The organism is Pseudonocardia sp. (genome assembly GCF_025965585.1).
Classification (GTDB): domain Bacteria; phylum Actinomycetota; class Actinomycetes; order Mycobacteriales; family Pseudonocardiaceae; genus Pseudonocardia.
Genome location: NZ_JAOPWR010000251.1, coordinates 1 through 16,650, shown reverse-complemented (window position 1 = coordinate 16,650; position 16,650 = coordinate 1). Strand labels below are relative to the sequence as shown.

Here is a 16,650-nt window from a genome sequence, read left to right as displayed (position 1 = left end):
TCGGGGGTGGACCCACCGCGCTCGCCCGTGGGGCGCCCGCCGTCCGAGCCGGCAGGCCCCGCGCTCCGGTCACCGGAGTGAACGCCGACGGAGTGGGCACTGCCGGGGTCAGCGTGGCCGGGGTTGTCGTGGCCGGGTGCGTCGTGGCCATGGCCGGCGGTCGGGCCGTCGTGTCCGGCGCCGTTCTGTCCGATGCCGTTTCGGGCGGTGCCGCCGTTTCCGGCGCCGTTGCCCTCGTGGTTGCTGCCGTCGTGGTTCGCGCCGGGGCCCCCGTTGGCCGGGTTGGTCCCGCGGGCGTGCTCGGGGTCGGTGCGGCCGGTGCCCCCGTGTCCGCGGTCGGCACCGACGTCGGCCACCACACCGCCGCCGTGCCGGGTGTCGTCGTGCCCCCCGTTCGTATGCCCGGCCTCGTGCCCGGGGGCGGTGTGCCCGGTGTCGTGCGCAACGTTCGTGTGCCCGGCCTCGTGGCCGGAGGCGGTGTGCCCGGTGTCGTGCCCAGGGTTCGGGCGCCGGTCGTCGTCGTGCCCGGCGTTCGGGCGGCCCGGCCCGTCGTGACCGGGGGCGTTCCCTTCGCCCCCGGCCTGCCGCGGGTCGCCGTGGTCGGTCCGGTCGTGGTCGGTGCGGTCGGAGCCGCGCCCGGGCTGCTCACCACGCCCCGGCCTGTCGTCGCGGCCGGGCGTCGGACCGGTGTGGGGCGGGGTGCCGCGGTGGTCGTCGTCGCGGTCGTTCGCGGGGTTCCGGCGGTCGTCGCCGCGGCCCGGCGCGCCGCGGAACCCGCGGTCGTCCCGACCGGTGTCGCCGTCGTGGCGGGGCTCGGGGGCGGGCCGGTCGCCTGCGGTCCAGGAGTGCTGATCGGCGGCGGGCACCGGCCAGGCGTGCTCGCCACCGGTCGGCGCCACCGGGGCGCTCCAGCCGGCACCGGCCGCCGTGGGGGCGGCAGGCCCCCAGCCGGCCACCCCGGGGGTGGCGTGGTCGTGCTGCTCGACGCTGTGGTGGCGCCAGTGATGCCGGTCCTCGCGGTGCTCGGCGTCCTGGTCCTGCCGGGGGTGCGTGTCGCGGGCGAACTGCTGCGGGCTGTCCGGGCGGTGGTCATCGGCACCCGCGGGGCTCCAGCCCGGACGGTGGTCATGACCGAGATCGGCGGAGGGGGCGGCCCCCGGGACGTGCCCGCCCGAATCAGGCTCCGCCGGGCGGACGTCCGCATCCGCGGGGCGCCCGGCAATGGTGGCAACGGCCATGGCTGTTTCTCCTGACGTGCGCTGTGTCCCCGTTTCCTCGGGAACTTCGGCGCCGAGGCTAGAGATTGACTCTGGGTTTCGGATATGAGTCCGCTCTGCTTCCCATCAGTGACCGGAGCAATTCCGCGGGGCGCCGGGAATGCACAAGAAACCCACAGTGGATACTCAGCAGAACCGCATACACCCATGGGTACGGTCGGCGCCGACATCGGGGCGACGATCGGAGCGGCACCATGGCAGGGCACCGGAGGACCGGTCACCCGGGAATCGGCATCGACGCGGACGGCCTCACCGTGGTGCCCGCCGGCGAGGGCGGACCGGTGTCGGTGCCGCCGCTGCTCGTGGTCGGTCCAGGCGGCGCCCCGGTCGTCGGGTGGGAGGCGGAGCGGCTCGCGGCAGCCGGCGTCGGCGTGGCGTACCGCGACATGACGTCGCGTGTCGGCGACCCGGTGCCCGTCGTCGGCAGTGACGGGAGCGCCCGCAGCGGCGCGGCCCTGACCGCGTCGGCCGTGGCCGCCCTGCTCCGCATGGTGGCCGCCGACGCGCAACCGGGCCACACGGTGCTGGCCCATCCGGCCGCCTGGCGTGAGTACGACGTCGCCGAGATGCGCGCCGCCCTGGACCGCAGCGGCCGGGACCTCGGACGGTTGTCACTGGTCACGCGGCCGATCGCGGGCGTGACGGCGGCGATCGCCGATCGGGCGGTGTGCCCGGGAGCCACGGTCGTGGTCGCGGACATCGGCCACCACAGCACCGATCTCGCCGTCGTCACCGCGGTCGACGACGGTGCCGGCCACGTGGTCGCGACGGGTCGGATCGAGGACTTCGGATCGGGGGTGCTGGACCACGCCCTGGTGCGGCACGTGCTCGAGCGGATCGACGCCGCTCCGGCCGACCGGCTGCAGCGCGATCCCGCGGCGCGCGGTGATCTGCGCGCGCTCGTCGCCGCGTGCCGCGCCGCCCGGCAGGACCTGGCCCGCCTGCCGTTCACGGTGGTCGACGTCCGGCTCGCGGGGTACTCCGAGCGCGTCCGGATCGTGCGTGCCGAATTCGAGGCGATGATCCGGGAACCGGTGCAACGGGCGGTGACGGCATTCGTCCCGAATCTGGGTCGGCGGGAGAACAGTACCGAATGGGACGGCGTGGTCATTCTCGGCGAGGCCGCGTCCACCCCGTTGCTGGTGGAATGCATCTCCACGGAACTGGGCACCGCGGCGATCGTCGGCGGAGAAGCGGAATGGGCGGTGGCGCGCGGCGCTGCGCGGATCGCCGCCGCCCGGGTGCCACGGGCGGTGTCCGCACCCGGGCGGTCCGCGAGGCCGACCGAGCAGGCAGGCCCCAGCCCGATCCGCCCCGTTCCTCCGCGCCGGGTTCCGCAGGCTGTGGCGGCGGTCCGTCCGGCCGCGGGGCTTCCGCATGGCCCGGCCCACCGTTCCCGCTCCGCGGCCGTCGTCGAACGGGCCCCGCTGCGAGCCTCCGCCGGCACCCGTGGCCCCGTCGCCGGCATGCCAGAGCGGCGTCCCGGGCGTGGATCCGGCATCCGCACAGCCGTGGTCGGTGTCGTCGCCACGGCGGTGATGCTGGTCGGCGGCGTCGCGATCGTCGACCACGCCGCCGCCGGGGGGCGGAGCTCGTTCCACAGCATGGCGCCGGCGCGGTCGGTGACCTCCGGCACCGCGTCGACCACGGTCTGGAACTCGACGCCGCCGAACGCCTCGCGCGGCAGCGTGACGTCGGTCGGACAGGCGATGAACGGATGGGCGGGGATCGTGGCGTAGACGACCGACTACAGGACGTCACAGGTCCGGGGCGCAGCGTGGCCATGTCGGTCACGCTCGTTTGGCCGCCTCGGAACAGGGGAACGCCCTCCCGCAGCGGTCGGTCACGAAACGACCACGCGTTGTTCGCAGAGTGTGAGACGTCAGTCACTCTTCGGGTACGATTCATCAGGGCGTCCGCTTGGTGGTTCACGATGGACACCCCACGGGTGGCGACTCAGCGCTGAGAGAGCACCGGACCGCACGTTCCACACCGCGGAGGTGAGTCGAAGTGACCCCAGTTCCCATGGATCACCACGAGAAGATGCGACTGCGCGCAGCCGCCTTCCGAGTGACCAGGCTCTACCCAGGCCCTGTCGGTGAGCTGCTCTCGCGGGAGCTGCTCACCTGGGAGGAGTTCGGGTACCGGCTCGGGGGAGGCCAGCTCGTGATGCGGCTGGTCGACCACGTGCTCAAGACCCCGCTGGTCCAGGCCGAAGCGGCCTGACGTCCTTCCTCAGTGCCCCGCACCGTCGAACGTGACGGTGACGGTGGTGCCGTGCCCGGTCGGGACCCCGTCGACGAGCCCTCCGGCGGCCCCGGCCAGCACCAGCAGGGCGGAGAGCGTGACGAGGCTTCCCAGCTTGGCCACCACGTCCACCGCGAGGCCGAGCCGGGCCGCCGCCGTGCGCGATCCGCGGTGCCTGCCGGCGGGGTCCGCCACCGCGGCGGGGCACCGCACGGCCATCGGCACCGTGGCCTGCAGCGAGGCGGGCTGGAACGGGGCACAGGGAGCGGACATGGTGGGACCACCGGCTTCGTGAGCAGGGAACGGGTGGAGGTCGCCGAGCGGCGGCCTGGTGTCCGGATCCGGTGCGCGTGCCGGGTGGCCGTACGACGGGGATATCGCCGCACGGCCATCCCGTGTTAGCGGGGGGTCACCCGTTCGTGACTCCCCGCTGCGCTGAGCCGGGCTGAGCCGTGCTGGTCAGGCGGTCGCGCAGCTCGCGCTTGAGCACCTTGCCCGCCGCCGAGACCGGGATCTCGTCCATGAGGTGCAGCTCACGGAGCCGCTTGTACGGGGTGACCTTCTCGTTGACGGCGGCGAGCAGCGCCTGCCCCTCGGTCTCCGACAGCCCCGGTGCCACCACGAACGCCACCGGCAGCTCCCCGACCATGACGTCCGGCCGGCCCACCACGGCCGCGCCCCGCACGCCGGGCTGCCCGTGGAGCAGCTCCTCGAGCTCGCGCGGGTAGACGTTGTAGCCCTTGTAGATGAGCATGTCCTTCTTGCGGTCGACGATGGAGAGGTAGCCCTCCTCGTCGAGAACACCGATGTCGCCGGTGTGCAGCCACCCGTTCACCAGCGCCGACGCGGTCTCCTCGGCCCGGTCCTTGTACCCGGTCATCACCTGCGGACCGCGGATACAGACCTCACCGGCTTCGCCCACGGGGAGTGGTTCCTCGGGGTCGTCGCCCGCGAGGATCCGGACCTCCGTGTCGTAGACCGGGAGCCCGACCGTGCCCACCTTGCGCACCGCCGACCTCCCTCCGGGACCGATGGTGGCGCCCATCGTCACCTCGGTGAGGCCGTAGCCCTCCGCGATGACGACGTCCTCGCCGAACCGGCGCTGCATCGCCCTGATCATTTCCACCGGCAGCGCCGCGGCGCCCGAGGAGATGCTGCGGACGCCGGACAGGTCGCGGGTGGCGAACTCCGGGTGCTGCAGCAGGGCGCCGAACAGCGGCGGCGCCCCGCCCATGCTCGTGACGGAGAACTTCTCCGCGTCGACGAGGTACGCGCTCGGGTCGAAGCGCTCGTGCAGGACGGTGGTGGACCCGGTCAGCAGCGGCACGTTCAGCGAGCCGATCGTGCCCATCGCGTGGAACCACGGCGTGAGGTTGATGGCCACCCCGGTGCCCAGCCGCGTGGGGAACTCCTCGGGGTCGCCGACCTGGTCGAGCACCACGCCGCCCCGGTCGTCGAGCGCGGGCAGCGAGCCCGAGCCCCAGCACGCGTACTGCAGCACGTTGACCAGGACGTTGCGGTGCGGGAGCTGTACGCCCTTGCTCCGGCCCGTGGTGCCGCCGGTGTAGGCGAGGTGGGCCAGGTCGGTGTGGATGTCAATCGCGACCGCCGGGTCGGTGGTGGGGGCGTCGGCGTGGAAGGCCTCGAAGTCCTGGACGGCACCCTCGACGGCCACCCGGTGGCTCGGGTCGACGGCCTGATCCCGGTCGGTGGCGAGCACCAGCCGGACGGCCGTCTGCTGCTGCACGGCGAGCAGGGCCTTCGTGGCCGGGATCCAGCTGACGGCGGCCACCGCGCCGCAGTCCGCGAGCTGGAACGCCAGGTCGGCGGGCGGCAGCAGCGGGTTGGTGGGGGAGAACGTGGCCCCGGCCAGCAGGATCCCGTAGTAGGCGACGGCGTACTGCGGGCAGTTGGGCAGGTGGATGGCCACCACGTCACCACGCCCGATGCCGGCCGCGCCGAGCGCGTTGGCGAAGGCGCACGCGCGCTCGTAGAGGTGCGCCACGCTCAGCTCACGGCCGTAGTAGTGCAGCGCCGTGCGGTCGCCGAAGCGCCGCGCCGAACCGGCGAGCAGCGCGCCGACCGGGACCTCCGGGTAGTCCAGGGAGCGTGTGGCGGGGTACAGCACCCCGGTCACCGCACGCCGCCGGGCGTGAAGGCCACGGGCAGGTGCTTGATGCCGTTGATGAACATCGACTGCAGCCGCTTCGGCTCGGCCGTGGCGTGGATGTCGGGGATGCGGGTGAGCAGCTCGCGGAACATCACCGACATCTCCCGGCGGGCCAGGTGCGCGCCGAGGCAGAAGTGCGGGCCCGGTCCGCCGAACCCCACGTGCGGGTTGGGTCTGCGCAGCACGTCGAACGCCTCGGGGTTCGCGAAGTGCTTCGGGTCGCGGTTGGCGGCCCAGTAGAAGAGCAGCACCTTGTCGCCCTCGCTCAGCGGCTGCCCGCCGAGCACGGCGTCGGTGGCGAGCGTGCGCCGCATGAAGATCACCGGCGACGCCCAGCGGACGATCTCCTCCACCGCAGTGGGGGTGACGCCGTCGATGTCGTCGAGCCAGATGCGACGCTGGTCGGGGTTCTCGGTGATCAGGTGCAGACCCCAGCTGATGGCGTTGCGGGTGGTCTCGTTGCCCGCCACCACGAGCAGGATGAAGAAGCTCGCCAGCTCGTCGGGGGTGAGGCCGCCGCCGTCGATCTCGGCGTTGACCAGCGCGGACGTGACGTCGTCGGTGGGGTTGTCCTTGCGGTGCCTGCCGAGGTCACGCATCAGCTCGGCCAGGTCGTTACCGGCCTGCAGCAGAGCCATGATGAGGTTCTCCGCGTCCGGCACGTACTCCGGGTCGCTGGCGCCGAGCACCACGTTCGACTTCTCGTAGACGAAGTCGTACTGGCTCTCCGGCACCCCCATCATGTCGCAGACGATCTTCAGCGGCAGGCGTGCGGAGATGGAGCGCACGGCGTCACACTCGCCGGCGTCGATCACGTCGTCGACGATCGACCGCGCGGTGTTCTCCACCTCATCGGTGAGCGCCGCCAGCCGCTTCGGGGTGAAGCCACGGGAGACGATCTTGCGCAGGCGGGCGTGCCGGGGGTCGTCGAGGTTGATCATCGACCCGAAGAACTCAAGGAACTCCGGCGGCATGTCGGCGACGTTCGTGGAGCCCCGGCCCGACGTGAAGATCGCCGGCGTGCGGCTGGCCTCCACCAGGTCGTCCAGCCGGGTCAGCGCGTAGTAACCGGGGCCCTTGGGCAGGACGGAGATCTGCGGCTCCTCGAAGAACGGAACCGGTTCGCGCTCGCGCAGCGCGGCGAACGCGGCGGCTCGCTCGGCGATCGGAGCGGTCCAGAAGTTCTCGACGTCGGACAGGTCGGGGCGGCCCGGCCACGTAGGAGTGTCTGTGGTTGATGCGGTCATCGGGGACCTCTCACTGTGCGGCGGATCACCCCACCTTAGTTACCGCGCGGTAGCACTCAAGGGTCTGGTCGCGCCATGTCGTGGTCCCCATGGGCCAGCAGCCGGATGGCCGGCGGTTCCTCGCGCACCTGGCCGTCGACCGGTGCGACGTCGACCAGTGCGCCGTCGACCAGTGCGACGATCCAGCGTGTCACGTGGCCGCCCGGGCCTGGGGCGCCAGCAGCCCGCGTGCGTACGCGACGCTGACGGCCTCGGTGCGACTGCTCGCGCCGAGCTTCGCCATCACCCGCGACAGGTGCACGCTCACCGTCTTCTCGCTGATGAACAGCTCCGCTCCGACCTGCCGGTTGGTGCGTCCGAGCGCCACCAGCGCGAGCACTGAACGCTCCCGCGGGGTGAGCACGTCGACGGCCACGGGCCGCGGTGAGACCGCCTGGTCGAGCCGGACGCCGGCCCGTTCGGCCATGGATCGGACCGCGCGCTCCAGGGGGCCGGCCCCGAGCCGGAGCGCGGCGGCGAGGGCGGCGCGCAGGTCGGTGGCGACCGCGGAGGCGGCCTCGGCGTGGGAGGCGGTGGTGGGGGCCGCGACCGCGAGCAGGGCCTCGGCCCGGCGCATCCGCGCGTAGGCCTGGCGGTAACCGGTGGCGTCCCCGGGGTGGTCGTCGCCGGTCTCGTAGGAGAACGCCGCGACGACGGCCGTCCACGCCTCCGGATCCGGGCCGGTGAGGCGGGTGAGCTCGGCCCGGGCCCGCAGCAGCCACGCGTGGCCCTCCGGCCCGAGCACGCCCGCGCGGGGCAGGCCCTTCTCCGCCGTCTCCTCGGCGACGGCGAGCAGTGCCCCGGCCGCGTCGAGGGCCTCGGCGCCCGGCACCGCGCCCGACGCCGCGAGCCCGGCGTGAGCCGCGACCCCCAGCGCCGCGAGCATGATGCAGGCCAGCTGGTGCGGGTAGATCGCGTCGAGCCCGGCGATGGCCTCGTCGACGCGCAGCACGGCGTCGGCGGCCTTGCCCTCCCAGAGCGCGGCCTCGGCGCCCGCCTGGCCGAGCAGCAGCACCACCTGTTCGTCGGCGGGCTGCGAGTCGTGCAGCTCGGCGGCCCGCCGCGCCGCGAAGGCCAGCCTGCCGCGCGCCACCGCGGTGATCAGCCCGGCTGCGGCGAGCCTGCTGGCGACCGTGGCCGACACCGACTCGCCCGCCAGCTCGGCCGCGATCTCGGCGTCGTCCCAGTCGCCGCGCAGGAACCGCGCGACGACGTGCGCGACCCGCAGGTCGAGGCCGTAGCCGCTCCAGGTCAGGCCCGACTCCGCCGCCCGCGCCTCGCCCAGCGCGAACGCGTCGCCCGCCTCGGCGAGGCGGCCGGCGTCGAGGAACGACATGCCCGCGCTGTAGTGGGCCCGCAGCTCCACCGCGAGGTTGGCCGAGCGCCGGGCGAGCGGGGTGGCCTCGGCCCAGCGCTGCCGGGCGCGCTCGGGATCGCCCGCGCGCTCCTCGCAGACCCCGAGGCTGACCAGCGCGTCGGCCCGGGCAGCGATCGCCATGAGATCGGTGTCGGGCAGTTCAGCGGCCGCGGCCAGCGCCGACTCGGCCGCGGCCCGCGCGTCTCGCCACCGGTCGATCCGGCAGAGCACCCGGGCCAGGATGGCCTGGGCCCAGGCGACCTCCGACGACGGCGGACCGTCGACGATCAGCTGGAGCGCCCGACGGATGACGTCGAGGGCCTCCTGCTCGCGGCCGCTGAGCTCCAGCAGGCGCATGGCGTAGCGCCGCCCGATGGTGGCCACGAGCAGCGGATCGCCGCGCTGTTCGGCCAGCTCCAGTGCACGGCGGGCCAGCGCGATGCCGCGGTCCGGGTCGCCGGTGGCGCTGGCTCCCCAGGCGGCCCAGCGCGTGAGCGTGCCCTCGTCGACACCGGCCACGGCCTCGGCATCGGGCACGGCCTCCCACAGGTCGAGCGCGCGCTCGGCCTCCAGCAGCATCTCGGCCGGGGCCTCGCGGTCGTTGGCCTCCTGCGCGGCCCGGACCGACGCGGCGAGCGCGCGGGGCAGGTCGTGGCCGGCCAGCGCGTGGTGGGCGAGCTTGGCGGCCGCGCCCGGCTCGTCGTCGTGCTGCGCCAGGTGCTCGGCGTAGCCCGCGTGCAGCCGGCTGCGCTCGCCGGGCAGCAGCTCGTGGTAGACGGCCTCGCGCAGCAGCGCGTGGCGGAAGGCGTAGGAGTCGCCGTCGCGCGGCTCACCCGCCTCCGGCACGAGGACGTGGTGGGCGACGGCGTCGCGCAGGGCCTGCTCGAGCTCGTGGTCGGGCAGCCCGGAGACCGCGGCCAGCCGGTCGTGCCGGACGCGGCGCCCCGAGACCGACGCGATGCGCAGCACCTGCTGGGTGGCGGGCTCGAGGGCCTCGACGCGGGCCATCAGCACCTCGGCGAGCCCGTGCGGCAGGCCGTCGGAGGAGGCGGACACCAGCTCCTCGGCGAAGAACGCGTTGCCCTCGCTGCGCCGCGCGACCCGGTGCAGCAGCGGCTCGCTGAGGCTGCCGTCGGCCAGGCGCCGCACGAGGTCGAGCGCGTCGTCGGCGCTGAGCGGGGAGAGATCCAGCCGCTCGACGGCGGGCAGCCGCACCAGCTCCGAGAGCACGGGGCGCAGCGAATGGCGGCGGTGCAGGTCGTCGGTGCGGTAGGTGGCGAGCACCACCAGGTGCTGCGCGGTGAGCCGGGAGAGCAGGAAGACGAGCAGGTCGCGGCTGGAGCGGTCGGCCCAGTGCAGGTCCTCCACCACCAGCAGAGCGGGCGAGGAGACCGTGAGGTCGTCGAGGGCGGAGAGGACGGCGTCGAAGACGCGCAGCTGGCCGAGCTCGCGGTCCTCGGGGCCGCGGTCGGCGCTCGGACGGTGGCCCGGGAGCAGCCTGCCGAGCTCGGGGTGGGCCTCCAGCAGCCGCGGGTGCGGGCCGGCGAGCCCGCCCACGATCTCTGTGAACGGGAGGTAGGGCAGCGAGGCCGCGGAGTCCAGGCAGCGCCCGACGAGCACGGTGAACCCCGACTCCCGGGCCCGCTGCACGGCCTCGGTGACCAGGCGGGACTTGCCGACGCCGGCGTCGCCCGACAGCAGCACCCCGGTGGGCCGGCCGGTGCGTGCGCGGTCCAGGGCCGAGCCGAGCGCCGACACCTCGTGCCGGCGCCCGACCAGCTCGATCCCGATCCCCAGCCGCGCCACGCCGGTCATCGTGGCACGGCGTACCGACGATCTGCCTCGACATTGCGGACCCCGGCGTCGGGCACGGAGCGAACCACCCGTGGCGGTGTGGGAGGTGGCGGCGTCACCCGCGTCCCGGCTCGCGCCGCCCGCTGCGCCGAGCGGGCGAGCTCGGCGAGGCGGTGGCGGTCGGCACGGGCGATCAGGTCCTGGCGGTGGGCGTCGGCCACGGCTGCGGTGAACCAGCTGCTGATGAACATGACACGAGGTTCGCCCTGAGGTCGCACCCCGGGTATCGGACGATCACGTCGCCCTCGGGCCGGGCACCCCTTACCCCGCCGATGATCGACCCGAGCCGCACCTGAGGGGCCCTGCCGAGGGCCCTGAGGTGCGGCCACCGGCGAGCACCCGGTGATCACTCGGGGGCCCGCAGCAGGCCCCGCTGGTAGGCGCGCAGCAGCCGGCGCGGCACGCGGTGCTCGCGGCCGTCGATCCGGACCGGCACCAGGTCGGGTGGGGTCGCCTTCCACTGCGCCCGCCTGCTCCGGGTGCGCGATCGGGACGTCCTCCTCTTGGGAACGGCCATCAGTGCTCCTCCTTGTTCTCGGTGTGCCCGGCGGGCAGGTCGGCGGTCTCGCAGGGGTCGGTGTGCCACCAGCCGAACGGGTCGGACAGCGCGCGCCACGCCGACTTGCCCGCGGCCAGCTCGTCGTCGGTCAGCAGGGCCTCGCGCAGCCGGGCGTCGATCTCGCCGGGGTCGGCGTCGTGGGTGAGGACGGCGAGGTCCTGCGCACGGTCGCCGAACACCGGGTCCCAGCCCAGCGCCGCGATCGCCCTGCGCTCGGGCGACGTCTCCTCCCACACGGTGGCATCGGCGCCGTCGAGCCATTCGCCCGCGTGCCCGACGCGCAGCCCACCGCCCGCGGACTCCAGCCACAGCACCGCCTCCGGACGGGTGGCGAGCCAGATCCGCCCGCGCGTCCGGACGACGCCGTCGAGCAGCACGTCGACCGCGCCGTGCAGCCGCTCCGGGTGGAACGGGCGGCGCGCGGAGAACAGCAGCAGCCGCACCCCGCAGTCCGGCCCCAGCGGTGGCTCGCCGCGCAGCAGCGGGGCGTGGACGTCGTCCGGGTGCCCACGGCGGGCCCCGGCCCCGGCGAGGAACACCCGCTCGTCGAGCGCCGCGAACCGGACGCGCGCGGCGGCCGGAGCCAGCCGGGCCACGACCGCGTCGGTACGTGCGAGTGTCCAGGGGTCGGCGGCGCCGGTGTGGACGACGAGGTCGGCGAACTCCACCTGCCCGACCGCCACCTGGGCCACCGTGCGCTCGTCGTCGGGCAGGTCGGTCATCCCGCGCTCGGTGAGCACGTCGTCGCCCGTGGCGTCGTCGAACCAGGTGCCGGGATCGACGCAGGTGACCACCCCGCGCAGATCCACCACGTCGCCGACCGGCTCGTCGTCCACCAGCACGTGCAGCAGCGACCAGCAGACCTGCTCGGGCTCCAGGGCCGGGTCGAGGTGCAGCACGATCCGCCGGGGGCCGCCGGGGCCGGCCAGCGCACGCAGCATCGGCAGCAGGTCCTCCCGCAGCGTGCAGGACAGGCAGCCGTGGTCGAGCTCGACGACGGTGGTCGTGTCCTCGGGGCCGCGCCGCAGCCGCCGGCGCACGACGCCGCTGCCGACGTCGCGCAGGTCGTGGTGCAGTACAGCGACGTCCGGGTCGAGCGCGCGGATCCGCGTGATCACCGCCTCGACCCCCGTGACGTGCAGACCGGTCAGAACAAGGAGCTCGGGATGTTCCACATGGCCTCCTGATGGGCATGTTCCGGGGTGGGTTAGCGTTAACCTATGTGAAAACGGATGTCGTTACCGAGGAGGATGGACGATGGCACGCAGCAACGCACTGCGACCGGTCGTGAAGATGCGGTCGGCGGCGGGCACCGGCACCACATACGTGACCCGCAAGAACCGCCGCAACGATCCCGACCGGATGGTGCTGCGCAAGTACGACCCGGCCGTGCGTCAGCACGTCGAGTTCCGCGAGGAGCGCTGACATGGCGGAGCCGAGGTCGGGCAGGTCGGCGCGCCCGCTGAAGCGGAAGGTGAACCCGCTGCACGCGAAGCGGATCAAGGAGGTCGACTGGAAGGACGTGACGCTGCTGCGGCAGTTCATCTCCGACCGCGGCAAGATCCGGGCACGCCGCGTCACCGGGCTGACGCCCCAGCAGCAGCGGCAGGTGGCCACGGCCATCCGCAACGCCCGCGAGATGGCTCTGCTGCCGTACCCGAACGCCGGCCGGGGGTGACGGCACGATGTCGCGACGCTGCCGGCTGACCGGGCGCGGGCCCGGCTTCGGCGCCACGATCTCCCACTCGCACCGGCGCACGAGCCGCCGCTTCGACCCGAACATCCAGGCGAAGCGCTACCGGTTCGAGGGTCGCCGGATCCGGCTGCGGCTGTGCACCGACGCGATCCGGACGATCGACCGGATCGGCATCGAGGCGGCCGTGGCCCGGATGCGGGCGCGAGGCGAGAAGGTCTGATGGCGAAGACCAGCAAGATCGCGGCGAACGAGCGCCGCAAGGTGGTGGTGGCCCGCTACGCGGAGCGCCGAGCCGCGCTGAAGGTGGTCGTCCGCAGGTCGTCGACGTCCGATTCGGACCGGGCGGCGGCCGTGCGGGAGCTGAACCGTCAGCCCCGCGACGCCAGTGCCACGCGGGTGCGCAACCGCGACGCCGTGGACGGCCGCCCACGCGGTCACCTGCGGAAGTTCGGACTCTCGCGGGTACGGTTCCGGCAGCTCGCGCACGATGGCCGGCTGCCGGGGGTCGCGAAGTCCAGCTGGTGACGGGTACCCGTTTCCGGGCGTGCCCCGACGTTGTGTAGCATCGTTGGGGCCGCCAGGGAGCCAGCTCCCGCAGTGGCCGGTGGCCCCTTTAGCTCAGTCGGCAGAGCGTCTCCATGGTAAGGAGAAGGTCTACGGTTCGATTCCGTAAAGGGGCTCTGCGAGGAGATGTGACCAGCCTCGCGAAGCGGTGTAGCTCAGCTGGTAGAGCAAGCGGCTCATAATCGCTGTGTCGCCGGTTCAAGTCCGGCCACCGCTACCAGACTGACGTTTCGAGACAAGCAAGCAGGAGGCACCCACGATGGGTAAGGCCACGGACGTCCGGCCGAAGATCACGTTGGCGTGCGAGCAGTGCAAGCACCGCAACTACATCACCAAGAAGAACCGCCGCAACGACCCCGATCGGCTCGCGGTCAAGAAGTTCTGCTCGAACTGCGGCACGCACCGCGAGCACCGCGAGACCCGCTGAGCGTGCCCGACGTCTCTTACGTCGGCAGCACGCTCGACCCGGTCACGTACCGGGTGGGACGCGAGAAGATCCGTGAGTTCGCCCTCGCCATCGGCGAGGGCGCTCTCGTGTGTACGGACCTCGACGCCGCCCGCGCCGCCGGCCATCCCGATCTCGTCGCCCCGCCCACCTTCACGGTGACGTTCACGCTTCCGCTGATCACGGAGTTCCTCAAGGACCCCGCGTTCGGCTGGGACTACGCGCGGATGGTGCACGCCGACCAGTCGATCACCCTGCACCGGCCGGTCCACGGCGGCGACGAGCTCGTCACGGTCATCCACGTCGAGGACCTGAAGGCCCGCGCCGGCAGCCTCATGCTGACGCTGCGCTGCGAGGTCACCGACACCGACGGTGCCGCGGTGGCCACCACCAGCGCGCTGCTGGTCACCCAGGGGGAGCTGTGACCGTCGACGGGACCATCGAGGACACGGTCGAGAAGGGCACCGAGCTCCCCCCGCTGTCGCTGCGCGTCACCCGCGCCGACCTGGTCCGCTACGCGGGCGCCTCGGGCGACTTCAACCCGATCCACTGGAGCGACCGCGTCGCCTCCTCCGTCGGGCTCCCGGGCGTCATCGCCCACGGGATGCTGACGATGGCGCTGGCAGGCAGGCTCGTCACGCAGTGGGCGGGGGATCCCGCGAACGTGCGGAGCTACGGCGTGCGCTTCACCCGTCCCGTCGTCGTCCCCGACGACGACGAGGGTGCGCTCGTCGAGTTCTCCGGCAAGGTCTCCGACGTGAGTGACGCCGAGGACGGCGCCCGCGTCGCGCGCGTCGCCATCACCGCGACGTTCGACGGGAAGACCGTGCTGGGACGCGCCACCGCCGAGGTCGTCGTCCCGCGGTGACCCGTCCGGCGTGATCGTCCCCGGCGGGCCCGGTGCCGGCCTGCGTCGCCGTCGGAGGGGTTGCCGACGGGTCCCGATGGGTCGATGCTGCGCCCGTCACACTGCCGACGATCTCTGGAGGGGCACGCATGAATTTCGCCAAGCTCGTGGACAAGGCGTGGGAGGACAAGACGGCCGCGGAGATCCTGACCGCCCCGCCGTCGGCCCTCGAGGGGCTCACCGAGAAGCACGACGAGGTCCTCAAGGGTCTCGGCATCAAGACGGTGGCCGACCTGGGGAACTGGAAGTACGCCACCCGTGCCGCGGCACTCGTTGCGCTCGGCGATCTCGACAAGTAGGTCCACCGTGGATCGGGTGTGCGGTTTCCGGCCGCATCCCGCGGTGTCGTACACTCGATCCGCTGGACGCGCCGCTCTGCGATGTGTCCTCCGCTCCGGGAGTCAGATCCGGGGCGGAGCTGGTCTAGGGGTGTAGCTCAACTGGCAGAGCAGCGGTCTCCAAAACCGCAGGTTGCAGGTTCAAGTCCTGTCACCCCTGCCACTGTGTAGGAGAAGTTACGGGAACGGATGGCGGCGGCCCGATCATCGGGCCGCCGGCGAGCTGGAGGATGCGGGCGTGACTGAGGAGCGCGAGGCGGACGGTACCGGGCGGGAGCGCCCGAGCACCGCTGCCGACCGTCGGGGTCGACGTTCCGGTCCTGCACCAGCCGAGGGCGGCAAGGGGCGGGCCACGGCGGTCCGCGACAACCGTCCGGCCAGGGTCTCGCTGCCCAGCAGGCTCGTCCGCTTCCTGCGCGAGGTGGTCGCCGAGCTGCGGAAGGTCATCTGGCCCTCCCGCAAGCAGCTCGTCACCTACACGATCGTCGTGCTGGTCTTCGTGTCGTTCATGGTCGCGCTGGTGGCACTGCTGGACTTCGTGTTCGCGCAGGGTGTGCTGTTCCTGTTCGGTACGTGAGCCCCGCAACCACGCACGACACGAACGAAGGAATCGAGACCAACGTGAGTTCCCAGGACGGCGGCCCCCGGCTGACCGACGAGGAGATCGTCGCCAACGAGGTCGCGATCGAGGTCGTCGACGAGGCAGCCCCTGACGCCGACCTGCCCGAGCAGGCCGTGCAGGAGGCCGATGCCGAGGCAGCCCATGGCGACGGGGCGGCGTCGGACGAGTACACGGACGACGACACGAGCACCCCGGGTGCGGCCGCCGAGACGATCGAGGCCGCCGACGAGGACGCCACCGCCGACGAGGACGAGGACGCGACCGCGGACGTCGAGGCTGCTGCCGTCGTCGCCGAGGACGACCCCGACGCCGACCCGGTCGAGGAGATGCGCGCGGCCCTGCGCCGGGCCCCCGGCGACTGGTACGTCGTGCACTCCTACGCGGGCTACGAGAACAAGGTGAAGACCAACCTCGAGACGCGCGTCAGCACGCTCGACGTGGAGGACTACATCTTCCAGGTCGAGGTGCCCACCGAGGAGGTCACCGAGATCAAGAACGGCCAGCGCAAGCAGGTGCAGCGCAAGGTGCTGCCCGGCTACATCCTGGTCCGGATGGATCTCAACGACCAGTCCTGGGGCGCCGTGCGCAACACGCCGGGCGTCACCGGTTTCGTGGGGGCCACCTCCAAGCCTTCGCCGCTGACCCACGACGAGGTCATCAAGTTCCTCCTCCCGAAGGTCGAGCCCAAGAAGGACGAGGCCGCCGGCGGCAAGTCCACCAGCGGGTCCGCCCAGAGCAGGTCCTCCGTCGAGGTCGACTTCGAGGTCGGCGAGTCGGTCACCGTCATGGACGGCCCGTTCGCCACGCTCCCGGCCACGATCAACGAGGTCAACGTGGACGGCCAGAAGCTCAAGGTCCTGGTGTCCATCTTCGGCCGCGAGACCCCCGTCGAGCTGGCCTTCAGCCAGGTCTCGAAGATCTGAACCTCGCTGCGTCGGCAGGTCGCAGCGCGCAACAACGGAAACAGGGATACGTCATGCCTCCCAAGAAGCGGAAGCTCTCCGCGATCATCAAGCTCCAGATCAAGGCCGGTGCGGCCACGCCCGCTCCGCCCGTCGGCCCCGCGCTCGGTCAGCACGGCGTCAACATCATGGAGTTCTGCAAGGCCTACAACGCGGCCACCGAGGCGCAGCGCGGCGACATCGTGCCCGTCGAGATCTCCGTGTACGAGGACCGCACCTTCACCTTCATCACGAAGACGCCGCCGGCCGCCCGCATGATCCTCAAGGCCGCCGGCCTGGAGAAGGGCTCCCCGACGCCGGACAAGGTCAAGGCCGGCACCATCAGCGCCGCCCAGGTCCGCGAGATCGCCACCACCAAGATGGCCG

21 protein-coding genes, 3 tRNA genes and 1 pseudogene are annotated in these 16,650 nt (G+C 72.9%); 16 read left to right on the top strand and 9 right to left on the bottom strand.

The annotated features are described in order from the left end of the window. Positions 1 to 1,238: pseudogene (locus tag JWR81_RS16350) on the bottom strand (hypothetical protein); the annotation flags it as partial. A gap of 233 nt (positions 1,239 to 1,471) precedes the next feature. Here JWR81_RS16350 and JWR81_RS16345 point away from each other — a divergent pair. Both JWR81_RS16345 and JWR81_RS16340 read left to right on the top strand, forming a co-directional pair. Continuing rightward, complete coding sequence (locus tag JWR81_RS16345) at positions 1,472 to 3,016, top strand: Hsp70 family protein (RefSeq protein WP_297652732.1); 1,545 nt, start codon at positions 1,472 to 1,474, stop codon at positions 3,014 to 3,016. A gap of 271 nt (positions 3,017 to 3,287) precedes the next feature. After that, positions 3,288 to 3,503 carry a hypothetical protein gene (locus JWR81_RS16340; protein ID WP_297652729.1) on the top strand — a complete coding sequence of 72 codons (216 nt, stop codon included), beginning with the start codon at positions 3,288 to 3,290 and terminating at the stop codon, positions 3,501 to 3,503. 9 nt (positions 3,504 to 3,512) lie between these two features. On the opposite strand, the gene JWR81_RS16335 is transcribed toward JWR81_RS16340, so the two are convergent. The 8 genes from JWR81_RS16335 to JWR81_RS16300 all read right to left on the bottom strand — a co-directional run bounded on the left by JWR81_RS16335 (position 3,513) and on the right by JWR81_RS16300 (position 11,925). After that, positions 3,513 to 3,797, bottom strand: coding sequence for a hypothetical protein (locus tag JWR81_RS16335; protein ID WP_297652724.1), 285 nt, complete (start codon positions 3,795 to 3,797; stop codon positions 3,513 to 3,515). 136 nt (positions 3,798 to 3,933) lie between these two features. Then, positions 3,934 to 5,652 (bottom strand): class I adenylate-forming enzyme family protein, encoded by a 1,719-nt coding sequence (locus JWR81_RS16330; RefSeq protein ID WP_297652722.1) that lies wholly within the window; start codon positions 5,650 to 5,652, stop codon positions 3,934 to 3,936. A gap of 5 nt (positions 5,653 to 5,657) precedes the next feature. Further along, entirely contained in the window at positions 5,658 to 6,941 is a 1,284-nt protein-coding gene (locus tag JWR81_RS16325; protein ID WP_297652720.1) for a cytochrome P450, read from the bottom strand. Between the two features lie 56 nt (positions 6,942 to 6,997). Then, positions 6,998 to 7,135, bottom strand: coding sequence for a hypothetical protein (locus JWR81_RS16320; RefSeq protein WP_297652718.1), 138 nt, complete (start codon positions 7,133 to 7,135; stop codon positions 6,998 to 7,000). Next, on the bottom strand, positions 7,132 to 10,152 hold the full coding sequence (locus JWR81_RS16315) for a LuxR family transcriptional regulator (protein WP_297652717.1): 3,021 nt from the start codon (positions 10,150 to 10,152) through the stop codon (positions 7,132 to 7,134). The genes JWR81_RS16320 and JWR81_RS16315 overlap by 4 nt, the downstream gene beginning before the upstream one ends. After that, positions 10,149 to 10,382, bottom strand: coding sequence for a hypothetical protein (locus tag JWR81_RS16310; RefSeq protein ID WP_297652714.1), 234 nt, complete (start codon positions 10,380 to 10,382; stop codon positions 10,149 to 10,151). The genes JWR81_RS16315 and JWR81_RS16310 overlap by 4 nt, the downstream gene beginning before the upstream one ends. A gap of 155 nt (positions 10,383 to 10,537) precedes the next feature. Beyond that, positions 10,538 to 10,708, bottom strand: coding sequence for a 50S ribosomal protein L32 (gene rpmF, locus JWR81_RS16305; RefSeq protein ID WP_297652712.1), 171 nt, complete (start codon positions 10,706 to 10,708; stop codon positions 10,538 to 10,540). Then, positions 10,708 to 11,925, bottom strand: coding sequence for a GTP-binding protein (locus JWR81_RS16300; RefSeq protein ID WP_297652710.1), 1,218 nt, complete (start codon positions 11,923 to 11,925; stop codon positions 10,708 to 10,710). The genes rpmF and JWR81_RS16300 overlap by 1 nt, the downstream gene beginning before the upstream one ends. A gap of 82 nt (positions 11,926 to 12,007) precedes the next feature. Between JWR81_RS16300 and rpmG (JWR81_RS16295) the strand changes: the two genes are divergently transcribed. The 14 genes from rpmG (JWR81_RS16295) to rplK all read left to right on the top strand — a co-directional run. Continuing rightward, a complete protein-coding gene (gene rpmG, locus JWR81_RS16295) occupies positions 12,008 to 12,175 on the top strand; it encodes a 50S ribosomal protein L33 (protein ID WP_297652707.1) in 168 nt (55 codons plus the stop codon). A gap of 1 nt (position 12,176) precedes the next feature. Beyond that, complete coding sequence (gene rpsR / locus JWR81_RS16290) at positions 12,177 to 12,428, top strand: 30S ribosomal protein S18 (protein WP_297652703.1); 252 nt, start codon at positions 12,177 to 12,179, stop codon at positions 12,426 to 12,428. Between the two features lie 7 nt (positions 12,429 to 12,435). Next, positions 12,436 to 12,666 (top strand): 50S ribosomal protein L28, encoded by a 231-nt coding sequence (gene rpmB / locus JWR81_RS16285; RefSeq protein WP_297652700.1) that lies wholly within the window; start codon positions 12,436 to 12,438, stop codon positions 12,664 to 12,666. Further along, positions 12,666 to 12,971, top strand: a complete 306-nt coding sequence (rpsN, locus tag JWR81_RS16280) for a 30S ribosomal protein S14 (protein WP_297652697.1) — start codon at positions 12,666 to 12,668, stop codon at positions 12,969 to 12,971. The genes rpmB and rpsN overlap by 1 nt, the downstream gene beginning before the upstream one ends. Before the next feature lie 82 nt (positions 12,972 to 13,053). Further along, positions 13,054 to 13,126, top strand: a tRNA-Thr gene (locus tag JWR81_RS16275). A gap of 28 nt (positions 13,127 to 13,154) precedes the next feature. Further along, positions 13,155 to 13,230 (top strand) — tRNA-Met (locus JWR81_RS16270). Positions 13,231 to 13,269: 39 nt separating this feature from the next. Continuing rightward, the gene (gene rpmG, locus JWR81_RS16265; protein ID WP_172157673.1) at positions 13,270 to 13,437 is read left to right on the top strand and encodes a 50S ribosomal protein L33; all 168 of its coding nucleotides are present in this window, start codon (positions 13,270 to 13,272) and stop codon (positions 13,435 to 13,437) included. Between the two features lie 2 nt (positions 13,438 to 13,439). Further along, positions 13,440 to 13,880 (top strand): MaoC family dehydratase N-terminal domain-containing protein, encoded by a 441-nt coding sequence (locus tag JWR81_RS16260; protein ID WP_297652693.1) that lies wholly within the window; start codon positions 13,440 to 13,442, stop codon positions 13,878 to 13,880. Continuing rightward, positions 13,877 to 14,323 (top strand): MaoC family dehydratase, encoded by a 447-nt coding sequence (locus JWR81_RS16255; protein WP_297652689.1) that lies wholly within the window; start codon positions 13,877 to 13,879, stop codon positions 14,321 to 14,323. The genes JWR81_RS16260 and JWR81_RS16255 overlap by 4 nt, the downstream gene beginning before the upstream one ends. A gap of 128 nt (positions 14,324 to 14,451) precedes the next feature. Next, the gene (locus tag JWR81_RS16250; protein ID WP_297652686.1) at positions 14,452 to 14,661 is read left to right on the top strand and encodes a hypothetical protein; all 210 of its coding nucleotides are present in this window, start codon (positions 14,452 to 14,454) and stop codon (positions 14,659 to 14,661) included. Between the two features lie 126 nt (positions 14,662 to 14,787). Continuing rightward, positions 14,788 to 14,863 (top strand) — tRNA-Trp (locus JWR81_RS16245). A 75-nt stretch (positions 14,864 to 14,938) separates the two neighbouring features. Further along, on the top strand, positions 14,939 to 15,277 hold the full coding sequence (gene secE, locus JWR81_RS16240; RefSeq protein ID WP_297652683.1) for a preprotein translocase subunit SecE: 339 nt from the start codon (positions 14,939 to 14,941) through the stop codon (positions 15,275 to 15,277). Positions 15,278 to 15,321: 44 nt separating this feature from the next. Further along, positions 15,322 to 16,245, top strand: coding sequence for a transcription termination/antitermination protein NusG (gene nusG / locus JWR81_RS16235; RefSeq protein WP_297652680.1), 924 nt, complete (start codon positions 15,322 to 15,324; stop codon positions 16,243 to 16,245). A 53-nt stretch (positions 16,246 to 16,298) separates the two neighbouring features. After that, on the top strand, positions 16,299 to 16,650 hold a 352-nt coding region (gene rplK / locus JWR81_RS16230; RefSeq protein WP_297652677.1), incomplete at its 3' end, for a 50S ribosomal protein L11.

Excerpts from the sequence above, each read along its gene's own strand:
- JWR81_RS16345 (WP_297652732.1), top strand. The coding sequence starts at position 1,472 with ATGGCAGGGCACCGGAGGACCGGTCACCCGGGAATCGGCATCGACGCG.
- JWR81_RS16335 (WP_297652724.1), bottom strand. The coding sequence starts at position 3,797 with ATGTCCGCTCCCTGTGCCCCGTTCCAGCCCGCCTCGCTGCAGGCCACG.
- JWR81_RS16325 (WP_297652720.1), bottom strand. The coding sequence starts at position 6,941 with ATGACCGCATCAACCACAGACACTCCTACGTGGCCGGGCCGCCCCGAC.
- JWR81_RS16315 (WP_297652717.1), bottom strand. The coding sequence starts at position 10,152 with ATGACCGGCGTGGCGCGGCTGGGGATCGGGATCGAGCTGGTCGGGCGC.
- JWR81_RS16310 (WP_297652714.1), bottom strand. The coding sequence starts at position 10,382 with ATGTTCATCAGCAGCTGGTTCACCGCAGCCGTGGCCGACGCCCACCGC.
- rpmF (WP_297652712.1), bottom strand. The coding sequence starts at position 10,708 with ATGGCCGTTCCCAAGAGGAGGACGTCCCGATCGCGCACCCGGAGCAGG.
- rpmG (WP_297652707.1), top strand. The coding sequence starts at position 12,008 with ATGGCACGCAGCAACGCACTGCGACCGGTCGTGAAGATGCGGTCGGCG.
- rpsR (WP_297652703.1), top strand. The coding sequence starts at position 12,177 with ATGGCGGAGCCGAGGTCGGGCAGGTCGGCGCGCCCGCTGAAGCGGAAG.
- rpmB (WP_297652700.1), top strand. The coding sequence starts at position 12,436 with ATGTCGCGACGCTGCCGGCTGACCGGGCGCGGGCCCGGCTTCGGCGCC.
- rpsN (WP_297652697.1), top strand. The coding sequence starts at position 12,666 with ATGGCGAAGACCAGCAAGATCGCGGCGAACGAGCGCCGCAAGGTGGTG.
- rpmG (WP_172157673.1), top strand. The coding sequence starts at position 13,270 with ATGGGTAAGGCCACGGACGTCCGGCCGAAGATCACGTTGGCGTGCGAG.
- JWR81_RS16250 (WP_297652686.1), top strand. The coding sequence starts at position 14,452 with ATGAATTTCGCCAAGCTCGTGGACAAGGCGTGGGAGGACAAGACGGCC.